The sequence below is a fragment of the Variovorax dokdonensis genome, from assembly GCF_030316895.1.
In the GTDB taxonomy this organism is placed as follows: domain Bacteria; phylum Pseudomonadota; class Gammaproteobacteria; order Burkholderiales; family Burkholderiaceae_C; genus Variovorax; species Variovorax dokdonensis.
In genome coordinates this window covers 25,968-47,806 of sequence record NZ_JASZYV010000004.1, presented here as the reverse complement: position 1 = coordinate 47,806, position 21,839 = coordinate 25,968, and the positions used below count along the sequence as shown (strand labels likewise).

General features: G+C 68.9%; 21 protein-coding genes. 12 read left to right on the top strand and 9 right to left on the bottom strand.

Going from position 1 to position 21,839, the window contains the following annotated elements; all coding sequences use genetic code 11:
* Window positions 1-10 precede the first annotated feature (10 nt).
* The 3 genes from QTH91_RS18790 to QTH91_RS18780 all read left to right on the top strand — a co-directional run bounded on the left by QTH91_RS18790 (window position 11) and on the right by QTH91_RS18780 (window position 3,502).
* Window positions 11-2,020, top strand: coding sequence for a hydantoinase B/oxoprolinase family protein (locus QTH91_RS18790; protein WP_286661671.1), 2,010 nt, complete (start codon window positions 11-13; stop codon window positions 2,018-2,020).
* Between the two features lie 85 nt (window positions 2,021-2,105).
* Window positions 2,106-3,110, top strand: coding sequence for a tripartite tricarboxylate transporter substrate binding protein (locus QTH91_RS18785; protein WP_286661670.1), 1,005 nt, complete (start codon window positions 2,106-2,108; stop codon window positions 3,108-3,110).
* A gap of 2 nt (window positions 3,111-3,112) precedes the next feature.
* Window positions 3,113-3,502 carry a RidA family protein gene (locus tag QTH91_RS18780; RefSeq protein WP_286661669.1) on the top strand — a complete coding sequence of 130 codons (390 nt, stop codon included), beginning with the start codon at window positions 3,113-3,115 and terminating at the stop codon, window positions 3,500-3,502.
* Window positions 3,503-3,530: 28 nt separating this feature from the next.
* Here QTH91_RS18780 and QTH91_RS18775 read toward each other — a convergent pair whose 3' ends face one another.
* The 7 genes from QTH91_RS18775 to QTH91_RS18745 form a co-directional block, all read right to left on the bottom strand.
* Window positions 3,531-4,799 carry an O-antigen ligase family protein gene (locus QTH91_RS18775; protein WP_286661668.1) on the bottom strand — a complete coding sequence of 423 codons (1,269 nt, stop codon included), beginning with the start codon at window positions 4,797-4,799 and terminating at the stop codon, window positions 3,531-3,533.
* A gap of 50 nt (window positions 4,800-4,849) precedes the next feature.
* A complete protein-coding gene (locus QTH91_RS18770; RefSeq protein ID WP_286661667.1) occupies window positions 4,850-6,043 on the bottom strand; it encodes an ATP-binding protein in 1,194 nt (397 codons plus the stop codon).
* 26 nt (window positions 6,044-6,069) lie between these two features.
* Window positions 6,070-6,804 (bottom strand): response regulator, encoded by a 735-nt coding sequence (locus QTH91_RS18765; RefSeq protein ID WP_286661666.1) that lies wholly within the window; start codon window positions 6,802-6,804, stop codon window positions 6,070-6,072.
* A 42-nt stretch (window positions 6,805-6,846) separates the two neighbouring features.
* Entirely contained in the window at window positions 6,847-8,517 is a 1,671-nt protein-coding gene (locus QTH91_RS18760; RefSeq protein WP_286661665.1) for an NAD(P)/FAD-dependent oxidoreductase, read from the bottom strand.
* A gap of 10 nt (window positions 8,518-8,527) precedes the next feature.
* Complete coding sequence (locus QTH91_RS18755; protein WP_390368944.1) at window positions 8,528-9,337, bottom strand: beta-ketoacyl synthase chain length factor; 810 nt, start codon at window positions 9,335-9,337, stop codon at window positions 8,528-8,530.
* A complete protein-coding gene (locus QTH91_RS18750; protein ID WP_286661663.1) occupies window positions 9,334-10,536 on the bottom strand; it encodes a beta-ketoacyl-[acyl-carrier-protein] synthase family protein in 1,203 nt (400 codons plus the stop codon). Before QTH91_RS18750 ends, QTH91_RS18755 begins: the two co-directional genes overlap by 4 nt.
* 64 nt (window positions 10,537-10,600) lie before the next feature.
* Window positions 10,601-11,986: an AmpG family muropeptide MFS transporter gene (locus tag QTH91_RS18745; RefSeq protein ID WP_286661662.1), complete on the bottom strand. Its 1,386-nt coding sequence runs from the start codon at window positions 11,984-11,986 to the stop codon at window positions 10,601-10,603.
* Between the two features lie 34 nt (window positions 11,987-12,020).
* On the opposite strand from QTH91_RS18745, the gene QTH91_RS18740 reads away from it, so the two are divergent.
* On the top strand, window positions 12,021-12,875 hold the full coding sequence (locus QTH91_RS18740) for a M48 family metallopeptidase (protein ID WP_286661661.1): 855 nt from the start codon (window positions 12,021-12,023) through the stop codon (window positions 12,873-12,875).
* 5 nt (window positions 12,876-12,880) lie between these two features.
* Here QTH91_RS18740 and QTH91_RS18735 read toward each other — a convergent pair whose 3' ends face one another.
* A complete protein-coding gene (locus QTH91_RS18735) occupies window positions 12,881-13,963 on the bottom strand; it encodes a purine-nucleoside phosphorylase (protein WP_286661660.1) in 1,083 nt (360 codons plus the stop codon).
* Between the two features lie 39 nt (window positions 13,964-14,002).
* Window positions 14,003-14,719, bottom strand: a complete 717-nt coding sequence (locus QTH91_RS18730; RefSeq protein WP_286661659.1) for an SDR family oxidoreductase — start codon at window positions 14,717-14,719, stop codon at window positions 14,003-14,005.
* Between the two features lie 181 nt (window positions 14,720-14,900).
* Here QTH91_RS18730 and QTH91_RS18725 point away from each other — a divergent pair, with 181 nt between their 5' ends.
* From QTH91_RS18725 to QTH91_RS18690, 8 genes are all read left to right on the top strand, one after another.
* Window positions 14,901-15,086: a CsbD family protein gene (locus tag QTH91_RS18725; protein WP_286661658.1), complete on the top strand. Its 186-nt coding sequence runs from the start codon at window positions 14,901-14,903 to the stop codon at window positions 15,084-15,086.
* 34 nt (window positions 15,087-15,120) lie between these two features.
* Window positions 15,121-15,522, top strand: a complete 402-nt coding sequence (locus QTH91_RS18720; RefSeq protein ID WP_286661657.1) for a hypothetical protein — start codon at window positions 15,121-15,123, stop codon at window positions 15,520-15,522.
* A 189-nt stretch (window positions 15,523-15,711) separates the two neighbouring features.
* Window positions 15,712-17,427, top strand: a complete 1,716-nt coding sequence (gene atzF, locus QTH91_RS18715; RefSeq protein ID WP_286661656.1) for an allophanate hydrolase — start codon at window positions 15,712-15,714, stop codon at window positions 17,425-17,427.
* A gap of 51 nt (window positions 17,428-17,478) precedes the next feature.
* Window positions 17,479-18,498 carry an ABC transporter substrate-binding protein gene (locus QTH91_RS18710; protein WP_286661655.1) on the top strand — a complete coding sequence of 340 codons (1,020 nt, stop codon included), beginning with the start codon at window positions 17,479-17,481 and terminating at the stop codon, window positions 18,496-18,498.
* Window positions 18,498-19,334 (top strand): ABC transporter permease, encoded by an 837-nt coding sequence (locus QTH91_RS18705; RefSeq protein ID WP_390369054.1) that lies wholly within the window; start codon window positions 18,498-18,500, stop codon window positions 19,332-19,334. The genes QTH91_RS18710 and QTH91_RS18705 overlap by 1 nt, the downstream gene beginning before the upstream one ends.
* Window positions 19,331-20,164 (top strand): ABC transporter ATP-binding protein, encoded by an 834-nt coding sequence (locus QTH91_RS18700; protein WP_286661653.1) that lies wholly within the window; start codon window positions 19,331-19,333, stop codon window positions 20,162-20,164. Before QTH91_RS18705 ends, QTH91_RS18700 begins: the two co-directional genes overlap by 4 nt.
* A 16-nt stretch (window positions 20,165-20,180) precedes the next feature.
* Window positions 20,181-20,396, top strand: coding sequence for an AtzG-like protein (locus QTH91_RS18695; protein ID WP_286661652.1), 216 nt, complete (start codon window positions 20,181-20,183; stop codon window positions 20,394-20,396).
* Complete coding sequence (locus QTH91_RS18690; protein WP_286661651.1) at window positions 20,393-21,832, top strand: AtzE family amidohydrolase; 1,440 nt, start codon at window positions 20,393-20,395, stop codon at window positions 21,830-21,832. Before QTH91_RS18695 ends, QTH91_RS18690 begins: the two co-directional genes overlap by 4 nt.
* The last annotated feature ends 7 nt before the right edge of the window (window positions 21,833-21,839 follow it).

Below are 21,839 nucleotides of genomic sequence, written 5' to 3'. Positions count from 1 at the left end.
AACAAGTGCCATGAGCGACATCGCACTCATCTGCACCCACGGCTTTGCCGATGTGCTGACGCTGGCGCGGCAGAACCGCGCCGATCCGTATGCGCTGCACGTGCCGGCATCGCCCTGGCCGCAACGCTTGCCATTGGGCTGGCGCATCGAAGCGCGCGGGCGCATCGATGCGAACGGCAAAGAGGTGGAGCCGCTGGACATCGAAGGTGTGATCGAAGCCCTCGCGGCGCTGCCGCAGCCACCCGATCGCCTGGCCATCTGCCTCTTGTTCGCGCACCGCAATCCGGCGCACGAGCAGGCGCTGGCGCAGCGCATCGCAACGCGCTGGCCGCAGGTGCAGATCCGCTGCTCGCACGAGGTGCTGCCGCAGGATGGCGAATACGAGCGCACCCTCGCGACGGTGCAGTCGCTCGGCGTGCAAGTGCCAACCTGCATGGACGAAGGCGCCGCGCCTGTTGGCGACACGTTGGCGCACCGGCTCGAAGCCTTGGCCGATCGCATGCAGGCGCGGCTCGTTGCCGAGGCGGTGTCGAGCGTCGTGCGCGAGGCGATGGATTGCGCCGCAGCGGTGTTCCTGCCCGATGGCCGCCTCGTTGCCCAGGCGCGCACCTTGCCGCTGCTGCTGGGCAGCCTGTCGCCTGCCGTCGCTGGTCTGCTCAAGGCCTTTCCGGTGGAGGGCATGGCCGATGGCGATGGCTACCTGCTCAACGACCCATGGTCCGGCGGCACGCACCTGCCCGACCTGACGCTGGTGCGCCCGGTGTGCATCGATGGCGAAGTCGTGGCCCTGGCCGCCTGTGTGTTGCACCATCAGGACGTGGGCGGCATCGCGCCCGGCTCGGTGCCCACCAACGCCACAAGCATCCAGCAGGAAGGCCTGCGCATTCCACCCATTGCGCTGTATCGCGGCGGGTGGCTCGACCAGCCGCTCATGCGCCTGCTGCGCGCCAACAGCCGCATGCCCGACAACCTGCAGGGCGACCTGAATGCGCAGTGGCTTTGCCTGGCGCAAGGCGTGGACGAGCTGCACGCCCTGTGGCGGGCCGAGCCCGACATGGCCGGCTTCTGCGCCGCGCTGCTGGCCGACTCCGAGGCGGCGGCACGCGCCGCACTCGCCGCAGCGCCCGACGGCGACTACACCTTCGACGACGCGCTCGACGGTGACGGCATCGACACCGCGCCAGTGCGTGTTTCGGTGTGCATCCGCAAGCGCGGCGACACCGCCACGCTGGACCTGAGCGACTGCGCCGATCAGACTACCGGCCCCGTCAATGCGTCGCCCGGCGCGGTGCAGGCGGCGGTGGCCTACTTCGCGCGCATGCTGTCGCCGCAAGCCGCGCCCAACGATGGCAGCCTGGCCGCGCTCACCTTGCGCACCCGGCCCGGCAGCATCGTCAACCCGGACTTTCCGGCGGCGCTCAACGCGCGCACCAACCTCGTCAAGCTGCTGGCCAATGCCTTGATGGGCGCATGGGCTAAGGCGCTGCCGGCACGCATGCCGGCGCCCAACGCGGGCGAGGCCGTGGTTCTGTCGCTGGGCGGTACGCAGCCGGACGGACGCCCTTGGCTGCTGACCGAAATCATCGCTTCCGCCGCAGGTGGCGCGCCTTGGGGGCCGGGTGGCTCGGGCGTTTCCACCGACGTGGGCAATGCGCGCAGCACGCCAGCCGAGGCGATCGAGGCGCAGGCGCCGCTGCGCGTGGAGCGCGTGGCCGTGCGTGCAGGCTCGGGCGGCGAAGGCCTGCATCGCGGCGGCGACGGCGTGGTGCGCATCTATCGGCTGCTGCATGGCAGCGGCACCATTTCCTATCGTGGCGAGCGCCATGGCATCGCGCCGCAGGGCGCCGCGGGCGGCCAGCCCGGTGCCTGCGCCGCCGCACACATCGAGCGGGCGGACGGCCGCGTCGAGCCATTGCCCGCCAAGGCGCGTGCCCAGTGGCAAGCCGGCGATCGGCTGGTGATCGAAACCGCGGGCGGTGGCGGCTGGGGAACACCCGGCGCCACGGAGACAGCCGCATGACGCCGCGCAGTGCGCGGACCTTGGCCTGCCGTGCACGCATCGTGCAAGGCGGCGCTGTTCCTTTCCCCTTGAATCGGAGTGCTTCATGAAGACCACCTTGCCCTCTCGCCGCCAGTCGCTGCAGCGCCTTGCTGCCGGCGCCTCCTGCCTGATCGCCGCGCCGCTGCTGGCGCCGCTGGCCGCCCACGCCCAGGGTGGCGCCAAGACCATGCGCATCGTCGTGCCCTTTCCGCCCGGCGGCAGCACCGACCTGCTGGCGCGCCGCATCAGCGACAAGCTGGCGGCGGCATGGAGCCAGACCGTCATCGTCGAGAACCGCGCCGGCGCCGGCGGCACCGTGGGCGCCGACTACGTGGCCAAGGCCGCGCCCGACGGCAACACGCTGCTGATGGGCGTGACGGGCAGCAATGCCATCGCCCAGTCGCTCTATCCCAAGCTGCCCTACGACGTGATCAAGGACTTCGTGCCGGTGACGATGGTGGTCAGCTCGCCGCTGGTCGTGGCGGTCAATCCCTCGGTCAAGGCCAACAACCTGGCCGAGTTCATCGCGCTGGCCAAGGCCAAGCCGGGCGCGATCAGCTACGGCTCGGCGGGCAACGGCACGTCCATGCACCTGACGGGCGAGATGTTCAAGCAGGCCACCGGCACGTCGATGGTCCACATTCCCTACCGCGGCAGCGCCGGCATGCTGACCGACCTGATGGGCGGGCAGATCGACGCCACTTTCGGTGACCTGCTGGTGCTCATGCCGCAGATCGAATCGGGCAAGCTGCGTCCGTTGGCCGTGACCTCGAAGAAGCGCCACCCCATGCTGCCGGACGTGCCCACCGTGGCCGAAAGCGGCTTTGCCGGATTCGAGGCGCTGTCATGGCAAGGCCTGTTCGCGCCCGCCGGCACGCCGGACGACGTGGTCGCCAAGATCAGCGCCGAGGTCAACAAGTCGATCAAGACGCCGGACATCCAGGACTACTTTGCCTCGCGCGGCTTCCTCATCGAAGGCACCACGCCGGCGGCCTTCAAGACCTTCATCGCTGCCGAAGTGAAGAAGTGGGGCGCGATCGTCAAGGCCTCGGGCGCGCGGGCGGATTGAGCATGAGCGGCATCGAGCGCATCGGCGCTGTCGTGCGCGCCGGCCAGCGCCAGCCCATCTCGGCCGCCGTGGCGTGGGATCGGCTGGTGTTCGTGTCGGGCCAGGTGCCGATGACGGCCGGCAAGCCGAGCGCGCCGGACATCGCGGGCCAGACGCACGCCACGCTCGACAGCATCGCCGCCATCCTGGCCGATGCCGGCTGCACGCTGGCCGACGTGGTCAAGACCACCGTCTGGCTCACCGATGCGGCGGACTACCCGGCCTTCAACGCCGCCTATGCGGAGCGCTTTCCGGCGCAGGCGGCGCCTGCGCGCTCGACCGTCATCGCCGGGCTGATCGCCCCGGTGAAAGTCGAGATCGAGGCCGTGGCGGTGCGGCCCCAGCCGGCCTAGCGCCGCCGAAGTGGCAAGACCGCACGGCTCACAGCGGCCGCGCCGGTGGCGGCCCGCCGCTGACCAGCAGACCGCCCAGCCGGGGTGGAAAGACGCCGCGCCACGGGCTGCCTTCCTCGCGCACCAGGCGCAGGCACAGGAAGACGATCCAAAGCAGGCTCAGGCCGATCTGCGCGTCGCGCATGGCCGAATTGAGGTTGGCGGCGATCAGCATCGTCAGCACCGCGACGAAGCCGATGCGCCCCGTGAGGTCTGCGCGCCGCCACGCCACCCACACCCCCGCCAGCATGATGCCCAGCAGCGACAGCAGGCCGGGAATGCCGCCCTGCGAGCCCATCCACAGGTAGTCGTTGTGCGGCATGTTCTTGTAATCGATCACCTTGGGCGCGCGGCGCTTCCATTCGCTGGTCCAGGCCCCGATGCCCAGGCCGGCCACCGGTGCGTCGAGCATCATGCGGGCCGTCTCGCGGTACATGTAGTAGCGGCTGACCCAGCTTGCCTCGGAAGCGACGCCGGCCTGCGCCTCTTCCAGCTCCTGCACGCCAAGCTCGAACTTGTTCTTGATGGACTGCGGCATCTGCCACACGCCCAGTGCCGCCACCACGCAGGCAGCGACCAGCGCCACCGCCAGCCCCTTCGGATGGCTGCGCCACTGGTGGAAGCAAGCCGCGAAGATGCAGGCGAGCATGGCCAGCAGCGATGTGCGCGAGGGCAGCACCACGCTCACCAGCACCGCCATCACCACCGTGGCCGCGAAGGCAGGGCCGGCCCAGTGCCAGCGCCGCAGGTCATGCAGGTGGGCCAGGCCGATCACCGCCGCCACCGCGCCCACCAGGGCGAACAGCAACGCGTTGTTGATCGACTTGTTGCCCTGCATGACGACGATGGCCCGCCACAACTGCACGTCCGGCAGCCCGATCGTGACGTGGATGGCAATGGCCACCAGCCCCAGCACCGTGGTCAGCAGGAAGGCGCGCAGCGCCCAGATGGCCTCCTCGCGCGTGAGGGCCAGCGCCATCAGCATCGTGGCCGCGATGCGCAGGCCATGGAACAGGTCGTTGGGGGTCTCGCGGTAGTGCGGGCGCAGTGCCAGCACGAGCAGCGTCCAGGCCACGTAGGCCATGATCGGCCACCACATGGGGTTCTGGCGCATGCGCTGGGCACGGCCGCGCAGATCGCCGCCGGCCAGCAGGGTGGCGAGAAGCAGGACAAAGGCCGCGTAGTTCATGCCGACCGGCATGTAGACGACGAAGCCCCAGAAGGCCGCCATCCAGCGCGGCAGTCGGGTACGAAACATGGGGCGCGATTCTAGGGCCCCCGCTTTATGCGCCTGGCCCAGACGGCGCGCTACCTGGGCAAGGTGATGACGAAGCTGGCGCCGCCGCCGGGGCGTTCGTCGCAGCGCACCGAGCCGCCATGCCGCTCGGCGATCGACTTCACCAGCGCCAGCCCCAGGCCGACGCCGCCTTCGCGCTCGCTGGCGCCGGGCAGGCGATAGAAGGGCTCGAAGATGCGTTCGCGCAAACCCTGCGGCACGCCCGGGCCGCGGTCGTTCACCACCACCTGCGCATTCGGCCCCTGGGCCTTGAGCTGAAGCGTGATCTCCCCTGCGCCATAGCGGCGGGCGTTTTCGAGCAGGTTGCGGATCGCGCGGCGCAGCAGGCGCGGCACGCCGTGCACCGTCAGCTGGCTGGTGTCGATGCCTTCGGCCAGGTCGAGGTCGGCGTTGGTGCGGGCGCATTCCTCGGCGGCCAGGCCGACGAGCTCCACGCTTTCGACGGTGCCCATGTCGGCTTCGCGCGAATCGAGGCGGCTCGCCAGCAGGATCTCGTCGATCAACTGGTCGAGCTCGGCAATGTTGCGGGAGATCTCCGCGCGCGTGCCGGCGTTGGCGTTCTCGCCCATCAGCTCGACCGCCATGCGGATGCGGGTGAGCGGCGAGCGCAGTTCGTGCGAGGCATTGGCCAAGAGCGACTTGTGGGAGCGCACCAGCGTCTCGACCCGGGTTGCGGCCTCGTTGAAGCGGCGCGACAGGTCGCCGACTTCGTCCTGCCCCTCTTCAGGCACGCGGGCCGAAAGGTCGCCCTGGCCCCAGCGCTGCACGCCACGCTGCAGCGCCTCCAGCCGCTTGGTCAGCCGCCGCACGATCGGGTAGACGCCCAGCGCCACCGCCAGTCCCACCAGCACGATCAGCCAGCCGGGGCCGTAGGGCGTGCGCCACCAGGGCGGCGGCGGGCGTTTGCCGTCCGGGCCGGGCGTGTCCTGGCGCCGCGCCATTTCCACGGTGAACTTGCGGCCGTCGTCCAGGGCCAGGTCGAACATGATCTTCGAGCCGGGCACCCGCATGGCGGTGCCGCCGCCGATCACGCGGTCCTGGTCGTCGGTGACGGTGACGGTGCGCGGAATCTGCGAGACGCGCTCGCGCTCGTTCTCGACCGACAGCCGCAGCAGATAGCTGGCGGCCAGCGTCAGCACGATCACGCCGGCCACCACCGCGAGCCAGATGCGCACGTAAAGGTGGCGCGAGTAGGGGTTTTGCATGGCGCGCCGCTTTCTTGGCTTGTCGGTCAGTCCTGCTGCTTGGCGAACACGTAGCCCACGCCGCGCACGGTGAGGATGCGCTTGGGGTTCTTCACGTCCGCCTCGATGGCGGCGCGGATGCGGCCCATGTGCACGTCGATGGAGCGGTCGAAGGCCTCGAGCTCGCGCCCGCGCACCGCTTCCATGATCTGGTCGCGCGTGAGCACGCGGCCGGCGCGCTCGGCCATGGCCACCAGCAGGTCGAACTGGTAGGAGGTGAGTTCCGCCTCCTTGCCGCCGACGGTGACGCTGCGGGCATCGCGGTCGATCTCGAGCGAGCCGAATCGCAGCATGGCGGTCGACGGTGCGGCGTCGGCCGCGGCGCCCGAGCCATCGCCGCGCCTGCGCAGCACCGCCCGGATGCGCGCCAGAAGCTCGCGCGGCTCGAAGGGCTTGGGCAGGTAGTCGTCGGCACCGATCTCCAGGCCGATGATGCGGTCCATCGGATCACCCTTGGCCGTGAGCATCAGCACCGGCACCTTGGATTGGGCGCCGGGCAGCGCACGGATGCGGCGGCAGATGTCCAGCCCGTCGGTGTCGGGCAGCATCAGGTCGAGGATGACCAGGTCGGGCTGCTGCTCCTGCAACGCAGCCAGTCCGTTGGCGCCGTCCACGGCATGGCGGACGGCCATGCCCGATTGGGAGAGGTAGTCGCTGACCATCTGCGCCAGGCGCACATCGTCCTCGATCATCAGCAGCGATGGAGTACTCATGAACCGCATCCTCGCCCTCGCCCGGCAAGCGGGGTTGAAGGCTTCGTAAAGTTATGTGAATGCCAATGCAGGCTGCGCCGGCGTCGCCGCAACCTCGGCAAACAGCATCGGGCCGGGAACCGGCCGCTCAGGCACGTCCGCCAGCGGCTGCGCCAGCACACCGAGCAAGGCGCGGGCTTCCGGCTGCGGGCACTCGTCGCCGGCGCGCTGCACGATCTCGCGGGCCAGCTGGCGCATCAGGCCCAGGCCGTCGCGGATGCGCGCGGCAAAGCCGGCTTCGTCCAGCGGGCCTTCCAGCAAGCTTTGGTTCAGGGCCACGAACCAGGGCAGGCTGGCGTGGTCGAGCATGTCGGCGCCGGCCTTGCGCTCGCCCGGCCGAGACCAGGCACGCAGGAAGGCTTGCATGGCCACGTTGAGCGCGCGTCCGTGGTCGAGCTCGCTGCGCAGGCGCGACAGCGGCGCCAGGTCGGTCAACCGATGGTGGAAGAACAGCTGCGAGAGGATGCCCCAGTAGTAGGTGTAGTCCCAGAGGATCTTCACCGGCATGACCTGCGCGTCGCCGAACAGCGGGTACTGGCCTTCGTACAAGGTCAGCGTGCTCTCGTAGAAGGAGCGGTAGAGCCGGTCGTAGACCTGGGCCCGCGCATCCAGCCGCTCGCCGGCCTGGTCGCGCGCGATCAGGTCGGTGATGAAGGTGTTGCCGATGGCGATGAAGTCGCTGCCCGGCGAATAGAACGGGTCGAGGAACAGACCGGCCTCGCCGGTCATGGCCCACCGGTCGCCGGAAAAGACCTGCTGGCAGCCGTAGGAGAAGCGGCGCAGGAAGGCGAAGTCCTGCAAGAGGTGCCGTCGCGCGTCCAGCTCGGCATGCAGCCGCGGCTGGTGGCGCTCCAGCCAGTCCATCGCCTTGTCGAAGGTGTCCATCTGCTGCGACGGATGCAGCGCCTGGTCGGCGACGATGCCCACCGAATGCGAGCCCGAGGCCAGCGGAATCAGCCACACCCAGTAGCCGGTGCCGACCAGGTGATTGGTGGACAGCCACCGGGTGGCATGGTCGCATCGAGCGCGCCAGTCGGGGTCGTCGGACCATTCGTCGACCGACAGCCGATCGCCCACCCTGAACCACACCGAATGCGCGGCATGGCCGTTGTCCTGGGCCAGTCCCAGTTTGCGCTTGAGCAGGCCGGCGCGGCCGCTGGCGTCGACCAGCCAGCGCGTCCGGGTCGTATGCGGGGTGCCGTCCTGGTGCCATGTCACCTGGTGTTCGGCGTCGGCACCGCTGCCCACCTGCAACTGGCGCACCGCCGCGCCACGCACGATCTGCACCCCGAGGCGCTGCGCCTCGTCGGCCAGGAAGTTCTCGAAGATGCCGCGGTCGATCTGGTAGCTGGGCACCGGCAGCGCACGGCTGGCGCCCACTTCGCGCACCGCAGCAATGTCGCGCTCGCCGTCGCAGAAGAAGAAGCGGAAGCCGAACTTGCGCAGCTGCTGCTCGCGCATGTGTTCGCCCAGGCCAAGCACGGTGTCGAAGTAGTGCGCGCCGATCTCGACCGACGATTCGCCCACCTTGTGCGTGGCGATGGGCACGGGGTACTGGCTGCGCTCGACCACCAGCACGTCCAGCGACGGCATCCGGCGGCGCAGCTGGATGGCCAGCGTCAAGCCGGCGAGTCCGCCCCCGAGGACGGTAACGTCGCGAATGGAGGGCGTCGTGGTGCTCATGCTCGTTGGCTCAGCGTGTGGGCGCGAGGCGCAGGCGAAGGGTTTGGTGGCCCGAAAGGGGCATGTCGAGCGTGGTCGCTTCGCCGCGGGCCAGCGCCTCGAAAAGCGGCAGTGCGTCGGCCAGGCCGTTGCGGGCCAGTGCGCGCGCCGCGTCGGAGCGCAACGAGGGCGCCGGCGCACCGCGCACCAGCTCCCAGTCGAGCGAGGCCACGGTCTGCGGGGTGGCAGAGGGCGCCAGCACCAATGCGGCGGCAAGCATGCCGTCGCTGATGACGGCGGACGCCAGCGGGCCGACCGACTGCACGTCGAAGCCCGTCAGCAGCACGGCCTCGTCGTCGGTCGCGCATTCGATGGCCGCTTCCAGCAGGCCAGCCGCAAAGCTCGACGTGAAGGCCGACACCGAATTGCTCGCGGCCTGGCAGCCGGTGGCGATGGTCCAGTAGCCGACCGCCGCGTTGTGCACCGAGTTGTGGAACTTGGTGGGCGACAGCATCGTGGGCTGGCTGGCCAGCGTTGCGCACATGTAGTCGTTGATGGCCAGGTCGCCGTGGGCCGAGGCGAACACGCAGGGCAGGTCTTCGGCCCGGCGGCCGGATGCGGCGACGGCGGCGGCGGCCACTTCCAGCGCGATCGCCACCGAGTCGGGCGCACGCCGGCGCTCGGCCGGCGGCAGCACCTGCGGCGACGGACGCTTGGCGGGCGGATCGACGGGCGCACCTTCGCCGCGGAAGGCAGCACGTGCAACCTCCCAGCCCGGCAGCGTGGACGCCCAGAGGGCGGGGCCTTCGATGTACAGGGTGGGCAGCTTCACGGCGTTCATTGCGCGACCCCCTTGCCGAAGATCAGCGCGCAGTTGTTGCCTCCGAACCCGAACGAGTTGCTCAGCACGCGGCGCACGTCGCCCTCTGCGCCTTCCAGCGCCAGTTGCGGGCCGCAGACCGGGTCGAGCACCTGGCTGTTGACGGTGCCGGGCATCCACCCGCTCTTGAGCGTCAGCAGGCTGACCACCGCTTCGACGATTCCGGCCGCACCCAGCGTGTGGCCGGTGAAACCCTTGGTGGAACTGGCGCGCGTCGTGGCCGGAAAGCGTCTGGCCACCAGCGCCGCCTCGACCTCGTCGTTCTTGCTGCTCGCGGTGCCGTGCATGTTGATGTAGTCGATGTCGGCCGCATCCAGGCCGGAACGCGCCAGGGCGTCGTTGAGCGCACGCTCGGCGCCGACGCCTTCGGGGTGCGGGGTCGACATGTGGTGCGCGTCGCTGGCTTCGCCATAGCCGAGCAGCAGCAGGCCGTCTTCGTCGGGCGATGCGCGTTCGAGCAGTGCGAAGCCGGCCGCCTCGCCCAGGCTGATGCCGTTGCGCGCGGCATCGAAGGGGCGGCAGGGTTGCGGCGACACCAGCTCGAGCGAGTTGAAGCCGAACAGCACGCTGCCGCAGAGGGTGTCCACACCGCCCACCACGGCGGCATCGACCAGGCCCAGGCGGATCATCCGCTCGGCGGTGGCGAAGGCCTTGGCGCTGGACGAGCAGGCGGTCGAGATGGTCTCGCAAGGCCCTTCCAGGCCCAGGGCTTCCTGCACGAACATCGTGGGTGAATGCGGCGTGTGCACCAGCGGACGGCGCTGGTCGGGTGTGAATTGGCCCTCGGCGTCCAGCTGCGTGTAGGCCGCTTCGGTCTCGCCGATGCTCGACGTCGAGGTGCCCAGGATCAGCGCGATGCGATCGGCGCCATGGCGCTGGCGGGCCGCCGCCACCGCCTGGATGAAGCCGTCGCCTTGCAGGCCCAGCCAGGCCAACCGGTTGTTGCGGCAGTCCCAGGGCATCAGGGCGGGCGGCAGCTTCAGCGTTTCCAGGCCGTCGACGCGCCCGATCCAGGTGGGCAGCGGCGCGTCGCCGAAATCGTTGGGGCGCAGGCCGCTGCGGGCGCTCTGCAGCGCCTCGGCCAAAGCCTGATTGCCGGCGCCGACGGCGGTGGTGGCCGTATGGGCGCGCACAGCGAGCGGAGAAATTCGAGTGGGCACGGACTGGGAGGTTGGATGGAGGGAAGTGCTGTTTGTATCAGCAATGTGCTCGGCAGGGAGGCGCTCAAGGAGCCGGGCCCTTGTCGGACGCCGCCGCGCCGCGCATCGCCAGCGCCACCAGCAGCAGCACGGGAACGCCCAGCGCGGCCGTGGCAGTAAAGAAGGCCGCATAGCCGTGCGCGTCGACGAACACCCCCGAATATCCTGCGATGAACTTGGGCAGCAGCAGCATCATGGAACTGAACAGCGCGTACTGCGTGGCCGAGTAATTGACGTTGGTCAGGCTCGACAGATAGCCGACGAAGGCGGCCGAAGCGATGCCGCCCGCCAGGTTGTCCGCCGACACCACCGCGATCAGGGCATACAGGTTGTGGCCCAGCCCCGCCAGCCAGGCGAACAGCAGGTTGCTGCCGGCACTGAGCACCGCGCCGAGCATGAGGATGCGCATCACGCCCAGGCGCGCCGACAGCACGCCGCCCACAAAGGCGCCCACCAGCGTCATGATGACGCCGAAGATCTTGCTGACCGAGGCCACCTCGTCCTTCGAGAAACCCATGTCGACATAGAAGGGGTTGGCCATGATGCCCATCACCACGTCGCTGATCCGGTAGACGGCGATCAATGCAAGGATGAGCAGGGCCTGCCAGCGGTAGCGGGCGATGAAGTCGATAAAGGGCCGCAGCAGCACCTCGAAGATCCACTCGAAGGCACCGCGCGGCGCCGGAAGCACGCGCCGCTGCGGTTCGGGCGACATGAACACCGTGACGACGCCGATCAGCATCGAGGCAGCCATCACCAGGTAGGCCGTGCGCCAGGCACCGTTCTGATAGGCGTCGGCCGCGCCCGCGACTTCGGAACGTGCGGCGATCCAGAGCACGCCCGCGCCGGCCCAGATCATCGCGCCGCGGTAGCCCGTCTGGTAGGCCGCCGCCAGCGCCGCCTGCTTGTCGGTGGCCGCCGATTCGATGCGGTACGCATCGAGCGCGATGTCCTGCGTGGCCGAGCCGAAGGCCACCAGCAGCGCGAACATCACCATCGTGTCGAGATGCCCGCGCGGGTCGGTCCAGGCCATGCCCACCAGGCCGGCGATCACCAGGCCCTGGGCCAACAGCAGCCAGCCGCGCCGGCGGCCCAGCAGCGTGGTGAGGGGCGGAATGGGCAAGCGATCCACCAGCGGTGCCCAGGCCCATTTGAAGGCGTAGGCCAGGCCCACCCAGCTGAGGTAGCCGATGGTGGCGCGGTCGATGCCCGCCTCGCGAAGGCGAAAGCTCAGCGTGCCCAGCACCAGCAACAGCGGCAGGCCGGCACCGAAGCCCAGCGCCAGCATCCGCAGCGTGGCCGGCTCGCCATACACCGCGATCGCTTCGCGCCAGGAACGGGTGGGCGCCGGTGCGTCGACGGCGTCTGCGGGAGCGGTCGCGGGTTGGGTGCGGGAGGGATGTGGCGGCATTCAGGGCAATGAAGTCTGCACTTATTATTCCCGCATGAAAACGCAGTGCGATTGTCCGGGGGGGCAGGAAAGATTGGCGCGGGCCCGGCGCGCATTTCTTCTGGCGGCAGGAGGCAGTGCTGCAGCGACCGCCATGCCGCAGGCGTGGGCCCAGGTCAGCGTGGGCGAATCCTCCGTCGCGCGCAACCTGGTGCCGGCCGAACAGCTGGAGCAGGCTGGCGCCCAGCAATACGGCCAACTGATCGAACAGGCCCGGGCCAAGAAGGCGCTGGCCGGCCCGAACGACCCGCAGCTCAAGCGCCTGCGCGCCATCGCCCAGCGCATCATTCCATTTGCGCCCCAGTGGAATGCGCGCGCCGCGCAGTGGAAGTGGGAGGTCAACCTCATCGGCAGCAAGCAGATCAATGCCTTCTGCATGCCCGGCGGCAAGATTGCCTTCTTCACCGGCATCCTCGATCAACTCAAGCTGACCGACGACGAAGTCGCGATGGTCATGGGCCACGAGGTGGCGCATGCCTTGCGCGAACATGCGCGCGAGCAGATGGCCAAGAAGACGGGCACCGGCCTCGCGCTGTCGATCGGCGCGCAGCTGCTGGGGCTTGGGCAACTGGGCGATCTGGCGGCGCGCGGCGCCACGCAGTTGCTGTCGCTGCAGTTCAGCCGCAGCGACGAGAGCGATGCCGACCTGGTCGGCCTGGAACTGGCCGCGCGCGCCGGCTTCGATCCGCGCGCCTCGGTCACGCTGTGGGAAAAGATGGGCAAGGTGGCGGGCGACGGCAGCTCCATGAGCTTTCTGTCCACCCACCCGAGCGGGCCGGACCGCATCGCCAAGCTGCAGGCCAACGTGCCCAGGGTGATGGGGCTGTACGAGGCGGCGCGGCCGAGGTAGCCGCCTTACCTCAACGCCGGCACGCCCGCCTGCCAGGTGCCCCAGTTCGTCACGATGTGGTCGACCACGCGGCTGCCCACCAGTTCGATGTTCTGAACCGTCTCTGCAAAACCGCCGGCGGTTTCGCCCGGGGCCGGGTCCAGGTGCGCCAGCGTCGATTCCTTCGGGTGGCCCTGGTCGAAGTTGACGGCGCCGCGCAGGCTCATCACGCGGTCGGTGCCGTGGCTGCGCTTGATCACCAGCGTGATGGCGGCCGCTTCCATTTCGGTGATGACGTAGTCGTCGGCGCCGTAGAGCTTGGCGATGTATTGCGCCTGCTTGGACATGCCGGGGCCGTGGAAGAAGGTGTCGCCGGTCATGTGCGTGCCGGTGCCGACGAAGGGCGCGCGGCGCGCGGCGGCATCGGGGTAGCGCAGGCGGTACTTGCGTGCCGAGTCGGAATCCTTCAGCGGCGTGTCCGCCGAGAGCTTCATGGCCCAGGCGGTGAGTGCCGGGTTGAGCTGGAAGCGACGGTATTCCTCGTAGCCCTTGCGCGGCATGAAGGTCGGCGCGCCCGGCTTGCCTTCTTCGGGTGCCCAGCGGTGGCCGAGGTCGTAGTCGACCAGCCAGGTGGCCCAGTTCACCTCGCCGATGGTGCCGCGCGAAGGCGGCGTGCCGGCCACGCCGGAGATCACGTAATAGGCCTTCGAGAAATCGAAGCGCGGGTTCTGCAGGATGGCCTGCATCGAGGCCGACGAGTTGACCTTGCCCATGCCCAGCACGGCGCCGCACACGCCGTCGGCGTTGCAGTACACCGGCTTGAGTGCGCCCGGCACCTCGATCGGCGTGGCGCCCTTCCAGTAGCGCTCGTACCAGTACTGGAACTCGCCGGCACGGTCGCCGGTGTTCTGGCCGATCTCGAACATGGCGGCGACGAACACCTTGACCGGAATGCGCGCCGGCGCCTGTGCGCTGGACGTTGCGGCCATCGGCGTGGCGACCTGCGCGGGCGGCGACGACGCGCAGCCCGCCACCAGGGCGGTGGCCGCCAGCGCGGCCAGCAGGCGGCGCGCGCCGCGTGCAGGGATGAACTGGGAAATCTGGTTCATGGTTTGCTCTTCGAGGGAAAGTGATGGTGGGCCGGATGTTCAGACGCCGCGCGTCACCCCGCCATCCACGCGCAGATTCTGACCGGTGATGTAGCCCGCGTCGTCCGACAGCAGAAAGGCGGCGGTCTTGGCGATCTCCGACACGCTGCCGGCACGGCCCATGGGCACCATCTGCAGCGTCTCGTCCTTGTGCGCGAGGCTGTCGACGAAGCCGGGCAGCAGCGCATTCATGCGGATGTTGCTGGGTGCGTAGCGGTCGGCGTACAGCTTGGTAAAGGCGCCCACCGCAGCCCGGTAGGTGCAAGAGATCGGAAAGCGCAATGAAGGCTCGAAGGCCGCGAAGGTGCTGATGTTGACGAACGCGCCCTTGCCTTGCGCCAGCATCATGGGCGTGACGAGCCGCGCCATGCGCAGCACCGGCAGCACCATCATCTGGTCGCCGGCCAGCCAGGCCTCGTCGGCCAGATCGAGCAGGTCGCCCTTCGGCGGGTGGCCGGTGTGATTGACCACGGCGTCGACGCGGCCGAACGCGTCATGCGTGCCCTGCACCAGGGCCTGCAGGTCGGCCAGATTGCTGACGGAGCCGTCCAGGCCGAAGCCGCCCAGCTCTTCGGCGAGCTTGCGCGCGCTGCCGGAGGGGGACATCAGGCCCAGCCGATAGCCGCGCGCATGCAGTTCACGCGCGATGGCTGCACCCATGCCGCGCCCGGCGGCAGTGACGATGGCGACGGGGGAAGCGTGTTCTTTGGTGTTCATCGCGCGAGATTACAGCGCACCACGCCGACGAAGGGGGTGGGCAAAGAACTACACGCGCATGCGCCCGTTGCCGGCCGACCTTTGGCCCGCGGCGCGAGAAGCTTTCATCACTGCCGAATCCGGCAGGGCCAAGGCAGCCTTCGGGGCCGGCCGGGTTTCTACATCACATAAGGAGCAGGTCATGAACTCAGACCAAATCAAGGGCACCGCGGAAAAAGCCAAGGGCCACGTGAAGGAAGCGGCTGGCAAGGTTGTCGGCAACGAACGTCTGCAAGCAGAAGGCAAGGCCGACCAGGCCAGCGGCGCTGTGCAGAAGAAGGTCGGCGACGTCAAGGACGCAGCCAAGACGCTGACTAAGGCGCCCTGATCGCAGGCGGCCTTTGATTCGAAGAGGATCCACCATGAAAAAACATCTCATCGTTCTCGCCATCGCCTCCACCTGTTTCGCCATGGGCAGTGCCAACGCCATGTCGAAGGAGGAATACAACGCCGGCAAGCAGAAGATCGAAGCCGACTACAAGGCCGCCAAGGCGCAGTGCGACGCCATGAAGGACAACGCCAAGGATGTCTGCATGAAGGAGGCCAAGGGCACCGAGGATGTCGCCAAGGCCGAACTCGAGGCGCAGTACAAGCCTTCTGCCGCTCACACCCGCAAGGTGGCTGAAGAGAAGGCAGAGATGACGTACGACGTGGCCAAGGAAAAGTGCGACGACCAGAAGGGCGACGCCAAGAAGGCTTGTGTCGACCAGGCCAAGGCCGACCACGACAAGGCCAAGGCCGACATCAAGGCCATGAAGGGCTGACAAGGCTGATCGCATTGCCTGGCCTCGTCGCCAGGCGATGGTGTCCGGTGCCAGGCGCTGGCACTCTGACCACCCGGGCACAAAGAAAAGGAGCCTCGCGCTGGCGCGTGCGGCTCCTTTTCTTGTTTTACGGCTGACGCTGGCACGTCGCTTGCATCGCATCTTGTACACAAGACAGGATGCTTGAAGATGGTGCACGCGGCGAAATCAATGTTGGCGCAAGTGGCCCGGCCAGAGGCGGCCTGGATCACGCGCCTTGAGGCGCCCAGCCCCAGCGAGGGCGCGGGCGCTGGCGCGCTCGCCGGTCTTCGCTTCGCCGTCAAGGACAACATCGATGTCGCCGGCGTGCCCACCTCGGCGGCTTGCCCCGCCTTTGCCCGCACCGCCCCGGCGCATGCCCATGTGGTGCAGCGCCTGGTCAATGCCGGTGCGCAGGTGGCGGGCAAGACCAATCTCGATCAGTTTGCCTGTGGCCTGAACGGCACGCGCTCGCCCTATGGCGCGGTGCCCAATGCTTTCGACGCGCGCTACGTGAGCGGCGGATCCAGCTCCGGATCGGCCTATGTGGTCGCCACCGGCGAGGTCGATTTCGCGCTGGGCACCGACACGGCCGGCTCGGGTCGCGTGCCTGCGGGCCTGAACAACATCGTCGGCCTCAAGCCGTCGAAGGGCCTGATCAGCACGCACGGCGTGGTGCCGGCGGCGCAGAGCGTGGACTGCGTGTCCATCTTCGCGCGCGACGTGCAGACGGCTGTGCGCGTGCTGCAGGCGGCCGTCGGGTTCGATGCGCAAGATCCCTATTCCAGAAAGCTGGCGCTGGATGAGCGCCCCTTCGCACCGGGCTTCCGCTTTGGCGTGCCGACGCAGTTGGCGTTCTTCGGCGACCAGATGGCCGAGGCTGCCTTCGACGAGGCCATCGAGCGCATGGCGTCGCTGGGCGGCGTGCGCGTGCCGATCGACTATGCGCCGCTGGCCGAGGCCGCATCGCTGCTCTACGACAGCGCACTGGTGGCCGAACGCTATGCGGCCGTGCGCGAGTTCTTCGATGCGCACGAGGACGAGGTGATCGAGCCGGTGCGCGGCATTCTTGCAGCTGGGCGCGGCTACACCGCGGCCGACTACGCGCTGGCCCAGACGCAACTGCGCGCGCTGGCCCAGCAGGCCGCCCCGATGTGGGACGGCATCGACCTGCTGCTGCTGCCCACGGCGCCCACGCACTACACGGTGCAGGCCATGCAGGCCGACCCGGTGGTGCTCAACCGCAACCTGGGCGCCTACACCAACTTCGTCAACCTGCTGGACTACGCCGCCCTGTCGGTACCCAGCAGCCTGCGCCCCGACGGCCTGCCTTTCGGCGTGACGCTGGTCGGCCCCTGCGCCAGCGACCTGCGGCTCGCGCAACTGGGCCAGCGCTTTCACCATGCCACCGGACTGCCGCAAGGCGCGACCGGCCTGCCTCTGCCGCAGCCCGAGCCGATCGTGCCTGCCGCGGCCGCCGAGGTCGCGCAAGTCGTCCGCGTGGCCGTGGTGGGGGCCCACCTGTCGGGCATGCCGCTCAATGGCCAGCTTGTCGAGCGAGGTGCGCGCCTGATCGAGGCAACGCGCACCGCCGCCGAATACCGCTTGTTCGCGCTGCCCGGCACCGTGCCGCCCAAGCCCGGACTCGTGCGCGTGCCGCAGGGCGAGGGCGCCGCCATCGAGCTGGAAGTGTGGGAGATGCCGATGGCTCATTACGGCAGCTTCGTCGCGCTGATTGGCGCCCCGCTGGGCATCGGCACGCTGGTGCTCGAAAGCGGCGCGACCGTCCAGGGCTTCGTGTGCGAGGCGCTGGCCACCCAGGGCGCGACCGACATCACCCATCTGGGCGGCTGGCGCCGCTACGTGCAGGAGCGAACGGCGTCATGACGCCGGCGCCCTTGCTTTTCGATTCTTTGACCCTTGTGAGGAACTGATCCGATGAAACTCGACGCGAAAACCCTGACCGCCGCCGCCAACGCCAGGAAGACGCAACGCCGCCAGTTGCTGCAGGCCGGCGCCGCCGGCCTGGCCACGCTGGCCATGCCTTCGCTGGTTCGCGCCCAGGCCGCCAAGGTGCGCGTCGGCTACTGGCCGATCGCGGCCGGCCTGCCGTTCTACGCGGCGGTGGAGCAGGGCTACTTCAAGGCCGCCGGCATCGACGTGGAAGTGCAGCGCTACGCCGGCGCGCAGCAGATCATGGAAGCGATGCTCGCCGAGCGCTGCGACGGCAGCGCCAACGGCACCGGCTCGGCCAACATCGCCATCGGCGAGATCGCCGCGCCAGGCACCTTCAAGATCTTCTGTTCCAACCCCAGCAACCAGAAGAACGTGCTCGACGAGGTGCTGGTGCCCACCGCCAGCCCGGCCAAGGTGATGGCCGACCTCAAGGGCAAGCGCGTGGCTTCCGGCCCCGGCATCCAGAACGTGACGCTGGCCAAGACGGTGCTCGAGCGCGGAGGCGCCACCGGCGCGACGGTGGTCGAGCTGCCCATCGGCCAGCACGTCGCGGCCCTGGCCGCCGGCCAGGTCGACGGCTGCTACACGCTGGAGCCGACCGGCACCATCGGCCGCCTGAACGGCAGCACCCGCGTGCTGGAAGCCGGCGTGATCGCCAAGTACGTGCTGGGCGATCCGATGGCGCCCTGGTTCGGCGGTTCCGCCTCGCTGACCGGCGCATTCATCAAGAAGAACCCCGAGCTGGCCAAGAAGTTCATCAGCGCCTATGCGCAGGGCGTGCAGTACGTGCGCACCAAGCCCGACGAGGCGCGCCAGTACCTCAAGGGCTACACCGCCATCGAAGGCAAGCTCACCAGCGAAGTGCCGCTGGCCGCCTACACGATGTACAACGAGTTCACGCCGGCCGACGTGGCGCACTTCCAGAAGTTCTTCGATCTGTTCGCCGAGAAGGGCATCTTCTCGTCGCGCCTGATGGTCGACTCGATGCTCTACAAGGGCTGATCGTGTCCACCCCCACGCCAACCACGTCGCCGGGCACGCCCTGGAAGCCGCCGGGGGCGGTGGCGCCAGCGGCGCCGCGCGCCTCGCACTGGAACAAGGCGCTGCCCTTCATCGGTCCGGTGGTGCTCTTCATCATCTGGGACCTGGCCGTCAGGCTGGGGTTCATCAAGGCCATCCTGCTGCCGCCGCCGGCCGACACCGTGGCGGCGCTCATCACCGGCCTGGCCGGCGGTTCGCTGCTGGGCGACTTTGCCGTGACCGTGTGGCGCACGGTGCAGGCCTTCCTGGTGGCGGCCATCGTCGGTGTGCCGCTGGGAGTGCTGCTGGGCAGCAACGAGAAGGCCTACCGCAGCGTCGAGTTCCTGATCGACTTCTTCCGCTCCACGCCGTCGTCCGCGCTCATTCCGCTGTTCCTGATGATCTTCGGCGTGTCGGACGTCAACAAGGTGGCCATCGCCGCGTTCGGCGCGCTGCTGATCGTGGTGTTCAACAGCGCCTACGGCGTCATGAACGCGCGCAAGCAGCGGGTGATGGCGGCCAAGGTGATGGGCGCATCGCGCTGGCAGATCTTCCGCGACGTGCTGGTGTGGGAAAGCCTGCAGCCCAGCTTCGTCGGGCTGCGCTCGGCGGTGTCGATGGCGCTGGTGATCGTCATCGTGGCGGAGATGTTCATCGGTTCCGACTCCGGCCTGGGCCACCGCATCATCAATTCGCAGCAGGTGATGAACGTGCGCGACATGTATGCGTCGATCCTCGCGGCCGGCGCGCTGGGCTACGCCCTCAACATCCTCTTCCTCCTGGCGGAGCGAAGGATCGTGCATTGGAGCGGACGATGAGAGCCAGTACCGACACCGTGATCAACGGCCCCGTCTACGCCGACGTGCCCAAGCCTGCCTTCGTGCCGGGCCCCGCGGGCACGCACATCACCATCCGCGGCCTGACCAAGTACTTCGCGGGCTGGCCGCTGTACGAGAACTTCGACCTGGACATTCCCAAGCACAAGATCGTGTCGGTGTTCGGGCCCAACGGCTGTGGCAAGAGCACGCTGATCAACATGATCGCCGGGCTGATCCCCATCGATTCGGGTGAGATCCTGTTCGACGGCAAGTCGCTCAAGGACACCAAGATCGGCTACGTGTTCCAGAACTATCGCGAGGCGATGTTTCCCTGGATGCGCACCATCGACAACATCGCCTATCCGCTCAAGCTCGAAGGCCGCTCCAAGGCCGAGGTGGATCGGCGCATGCAGGAGCTGGTGGCATCGTTCGACGTCAAGTTCGACCTCAACCGCTTCCCCTACGAACTCTCGGGCGGACAGCAGCAGACGGCCTCGATCATGCGTGCCCTGGCGCCCAACCCGGAGGTGCTGTTCCTCGACGAGCCCTTCTCCGCGCTGGACTTCGAGATGACGCTGTTCATCCGCGAGAAGCTGCAGGAAGTTTTCATGCAGACCGGCACCACCATGCTGCTGGTGTCGCACGACCTGGAAGAGGCGGTGTACCTGGCCGACCAGGTGCTGCTGCTGACCAAGCGGCCCACCAAGGTGGCCGAGATCCTGCCCTACGGCGATGCTCGTCCGCGCACCGTGGACACGCTGAGCGAGCCGAGCTTCGTGACCACCAAGAAGCGCAGCCTGGAGATCTTCCAGCGCGAAGTGCGCCGCTGACCTTTTCGCGACCGACATGACCCCCGAGCAGATCGAAAAATTCGTGGATGCGAGCGCCGCCGCGCTCGACCTTCGTCTCCGCCCCGAGCATCGCGACGGCGTGGTGCGCTACTTCGGCCTGGCCGCCGATCTGGCCGCGCTGCTCGATGCGGTTCCGCTGGCGCCGCATGTGGAGCCGGCCGTGCAGTTCATGCCGGTGTCGCCGGCTGCACAGTCGAAGGCCTCGTCATGAGCACCGCGGCAGAACTGCTGCTGCAAGATGCGCAGGCCATGGCGTCCGCCGTGCGTGACGGTCGTGTCAGCGCACAAGCACTGACCGAGGCGGCTTTCCAACGGATCGCAGATACGGATGGCCGCGTCAACGCGTTCACCGCGCAAGTGCGCGAGCGTGCGCTGGACCGCGCCAGGCGCATCGACGCGCAACTGGCCGGCACCGACGACGATGCCGCCAGCGTGCGCAAACTGCCGCTCCTGGGCGTGCCCTTCGCGGTCAAGAACCTGTTCGACGTCGCCGGCATCCCCACGCTCGCCGGCTCGAAGATCGAACGCGAGAGCGCGCCGGCGAAGGACGACGCCGTGCTGGTGCAACGCCTGGAAGCCGCAGGCGCTGTGTTGGTGGGCGCGCTCAACATGGACGAATACGCCTACGGCTTCACGACCGAGAACAGCCACGAAGGGCCGGCACACAACCCGCACGATCTGACGCGCATCGCCGGCGGATCCTCCGGTGGTTCCGGTGCGGCGGTGGCGGCCGGCCAGGTGCCGCTCACGCTGGGCTCGGACACCAACGGCTCGATCCGCGTGCCGGCGTCGCTGTGCGGCGTGTTCGGCCTCAAGCCCACCTTCGGCCGACTGCCGCGCACCGGCAGCTATCCCTTCGTTTCCAGCCTGGATCACCTTGGCCCCTTCGCGCGTTCGGCCAAGGACTTGGCGCTGGCCTATGACGCCATGCAGGGCCCCGAAGCGGGTGCCGTCACCGACCCCGGTTGCGCGCAGCGTGCGGCCGAACCGGTCGCGCCGCTTCTGGGCGACGGCAGCCGCGGGCTGCGCGTCGGCGTGCTCGGCGGCTACTTCCAGGACCGCGCCTTGCCCGAGGCGCTGGCGGCGCTCAAGGCGGTGCAGGCTGCACTCGGTGCCACGGAAACGGTCGAACTGCCGCTGGTGCAGGAAGGCCGCGCCGCCGCGTTTCTCATCACCAATTCCGAAGGCGCGGCGTTGCACCTGGAAGACCTGCGTCGCCGCCCCGAGGATTTCGAGCCGCTGTCGCGCGACCGCTTCCTGGCCGGCACGCTGCTGCCGGCTGCGTGGATCGCGAGGGCGCAGCGGGTGCGCCGCGTCTATGCCGAGGCGGTGGCGCGCCTGTTCGAGCGCTTCGACATCCTGCTCGCACCAGCGACGCCTTGCGCAGCCACGCCCATCGGCGCCGAATGGTTCGAGGTGGCGGGCCAGCGCCTGCCGGTGCGGCCCAACATGGGCGTGCTGACGCAGCCCATCTCGTGCATCGGTCTGCCGGTGTGCGCGGTACCGGTCTGGGTGCCCGAGGCCAATGGCCTGCCCATCGGCGTGCAGGTGATCGGCGCGCCCTGGCGCGAGGACCACGTGCTGCGCGTCGCGGCCGAACTGCAGGCCGCCGGCGTGGCGCGCGCGCCCGTCGCGCCGCTCGCCTGAATGACCC

Coding starts and splice junctions, on each gene's coding strand:
- QTH91_RS18790 (WP_286661671.1), top strand. CDS start 11: ATGAGCGACATCGCACTCATCTGCACCCACGGCTTTGCCGATGTGCTG.
- QTH91_RS18745 (WP_286661662.1), bottom strand. CDS start 11,986: ATGCCGCCACATCCCTCCCGCACCCAACCCGCGACCGCTCCCGCAGAC.
- QTH91_RS18720 (WP_286661657.1), top strand. CDS start 15,121: ATGAAAAAACATCTCATCGTTCTCGCCATCGCCTCCACCTGTTTCGCC.
- QTH91_RS18730 (WP_286661659.1), bottom strand. CDS start 14,719: ATGAACACCAAAGAACACGCTTCCCCCGTCGCCATCGTCACTGCCGCC.
- QTH91_RS18770 (WP_286661667.1), bottom strand. CDS start 6,043: ATGCAAAACCCCTACTCGCGCCACCTTTACGTGCGCATCTGGCTCGCG.
- QTH91_RS18760 (WP_286661665.1), bottom strand. CDS start 8,517: ATGAGCACCACGACGCCCTCCATTCGCGACGTTACCGTCCTCGGGGGC.
- QTH91_RS18775 (WP_286661668.1), bottom strand. CDS start 4,799: ATGTTTCGTACCCGACTGCCGCGCTGGATGGCGGCCTTCTGGGGCTTC.
- QTH91_RS18735 (WP_286661660.1), bottom strand. CDS start 13,963: ATGAACCAGATTTCCCAGTTCATCCCTGCACGCGGCGCGCGCCGCCTG.
- QTH91_RS18755 (WP_390368944.1), bottom strand. CDS start 9,337: ATGAACGCCGTGAAGCTGCCCACCCTGTACATCGAAGGCCCCGCCCTC.
- QTH91_RS18690 (WP_286661651.1), top strand. CDS start 20,393: ATGAGCACCGCGGCAGAACTGCTGCTGCAAGATGCGCAGGCCATGGCG.
- QTH91_RS18765 (WP_286661666.1), bottom strand. CDS start 6,804: ATGCGGTTCATGAGTACTCCATCGCTGCTGATGATCGAGGACGATGTG.
- QTH91_RS18695 (WP_286661652.1), top strand. CDS start 20,181: ATGACCCCCGAGCAGATCGAAAAATTCGTGGATGCGAGCGCCGCCGCG.
- QTH91_RS18710 (WP_286661655.1), top strand. CDS start 17,479: ATGAAACTCGACGCGAAAACCCTGACCGCCGCCGCCAACGCCAGGAAG.
- atzF (WP_286661656.1), top strand. CDS start 15,712: ATGGTGCACGCGGCGAAATCAATGTTGGCGCAAGTGGCCCGGCCAGAG.
- QTH91_RS18785 (WP_286661670.1), top strand. CDS start 2,106: ATGAAGACCACCTTGCCCTCTCGCCGCCAGTCGCTGCAGCGCCTTGCT.
- QTH91_RS18740 (WP_286661661.1), top strand. CDS start 12,021: ATGAAAACGCAGTGCGATTGTCCGGGGGGGCAGGAAAGATTGGCGCGG.
- QTH91_RS18700 (WP_286661653.1), top strand. CDS start 19,331: ATGAGAGCCAGTACCGACACCGTGATCAACGGCCCCGTCTACGCCGAC.
- QTH91_RS18780 (WP_286661669.1), top strand. CDS start 3,113: ATGAGCGGCATCGAGCGCATCGGCGCTGTCGTGCGCGCCGGCCAGCGC.
- QTH91_RS18725 (WP_286661658.1), top strand. CDS start 14,901: ATGAACTCAGACCAAATCAAGGGCACCGCGGAAAAAGCCAAGGGCCAC.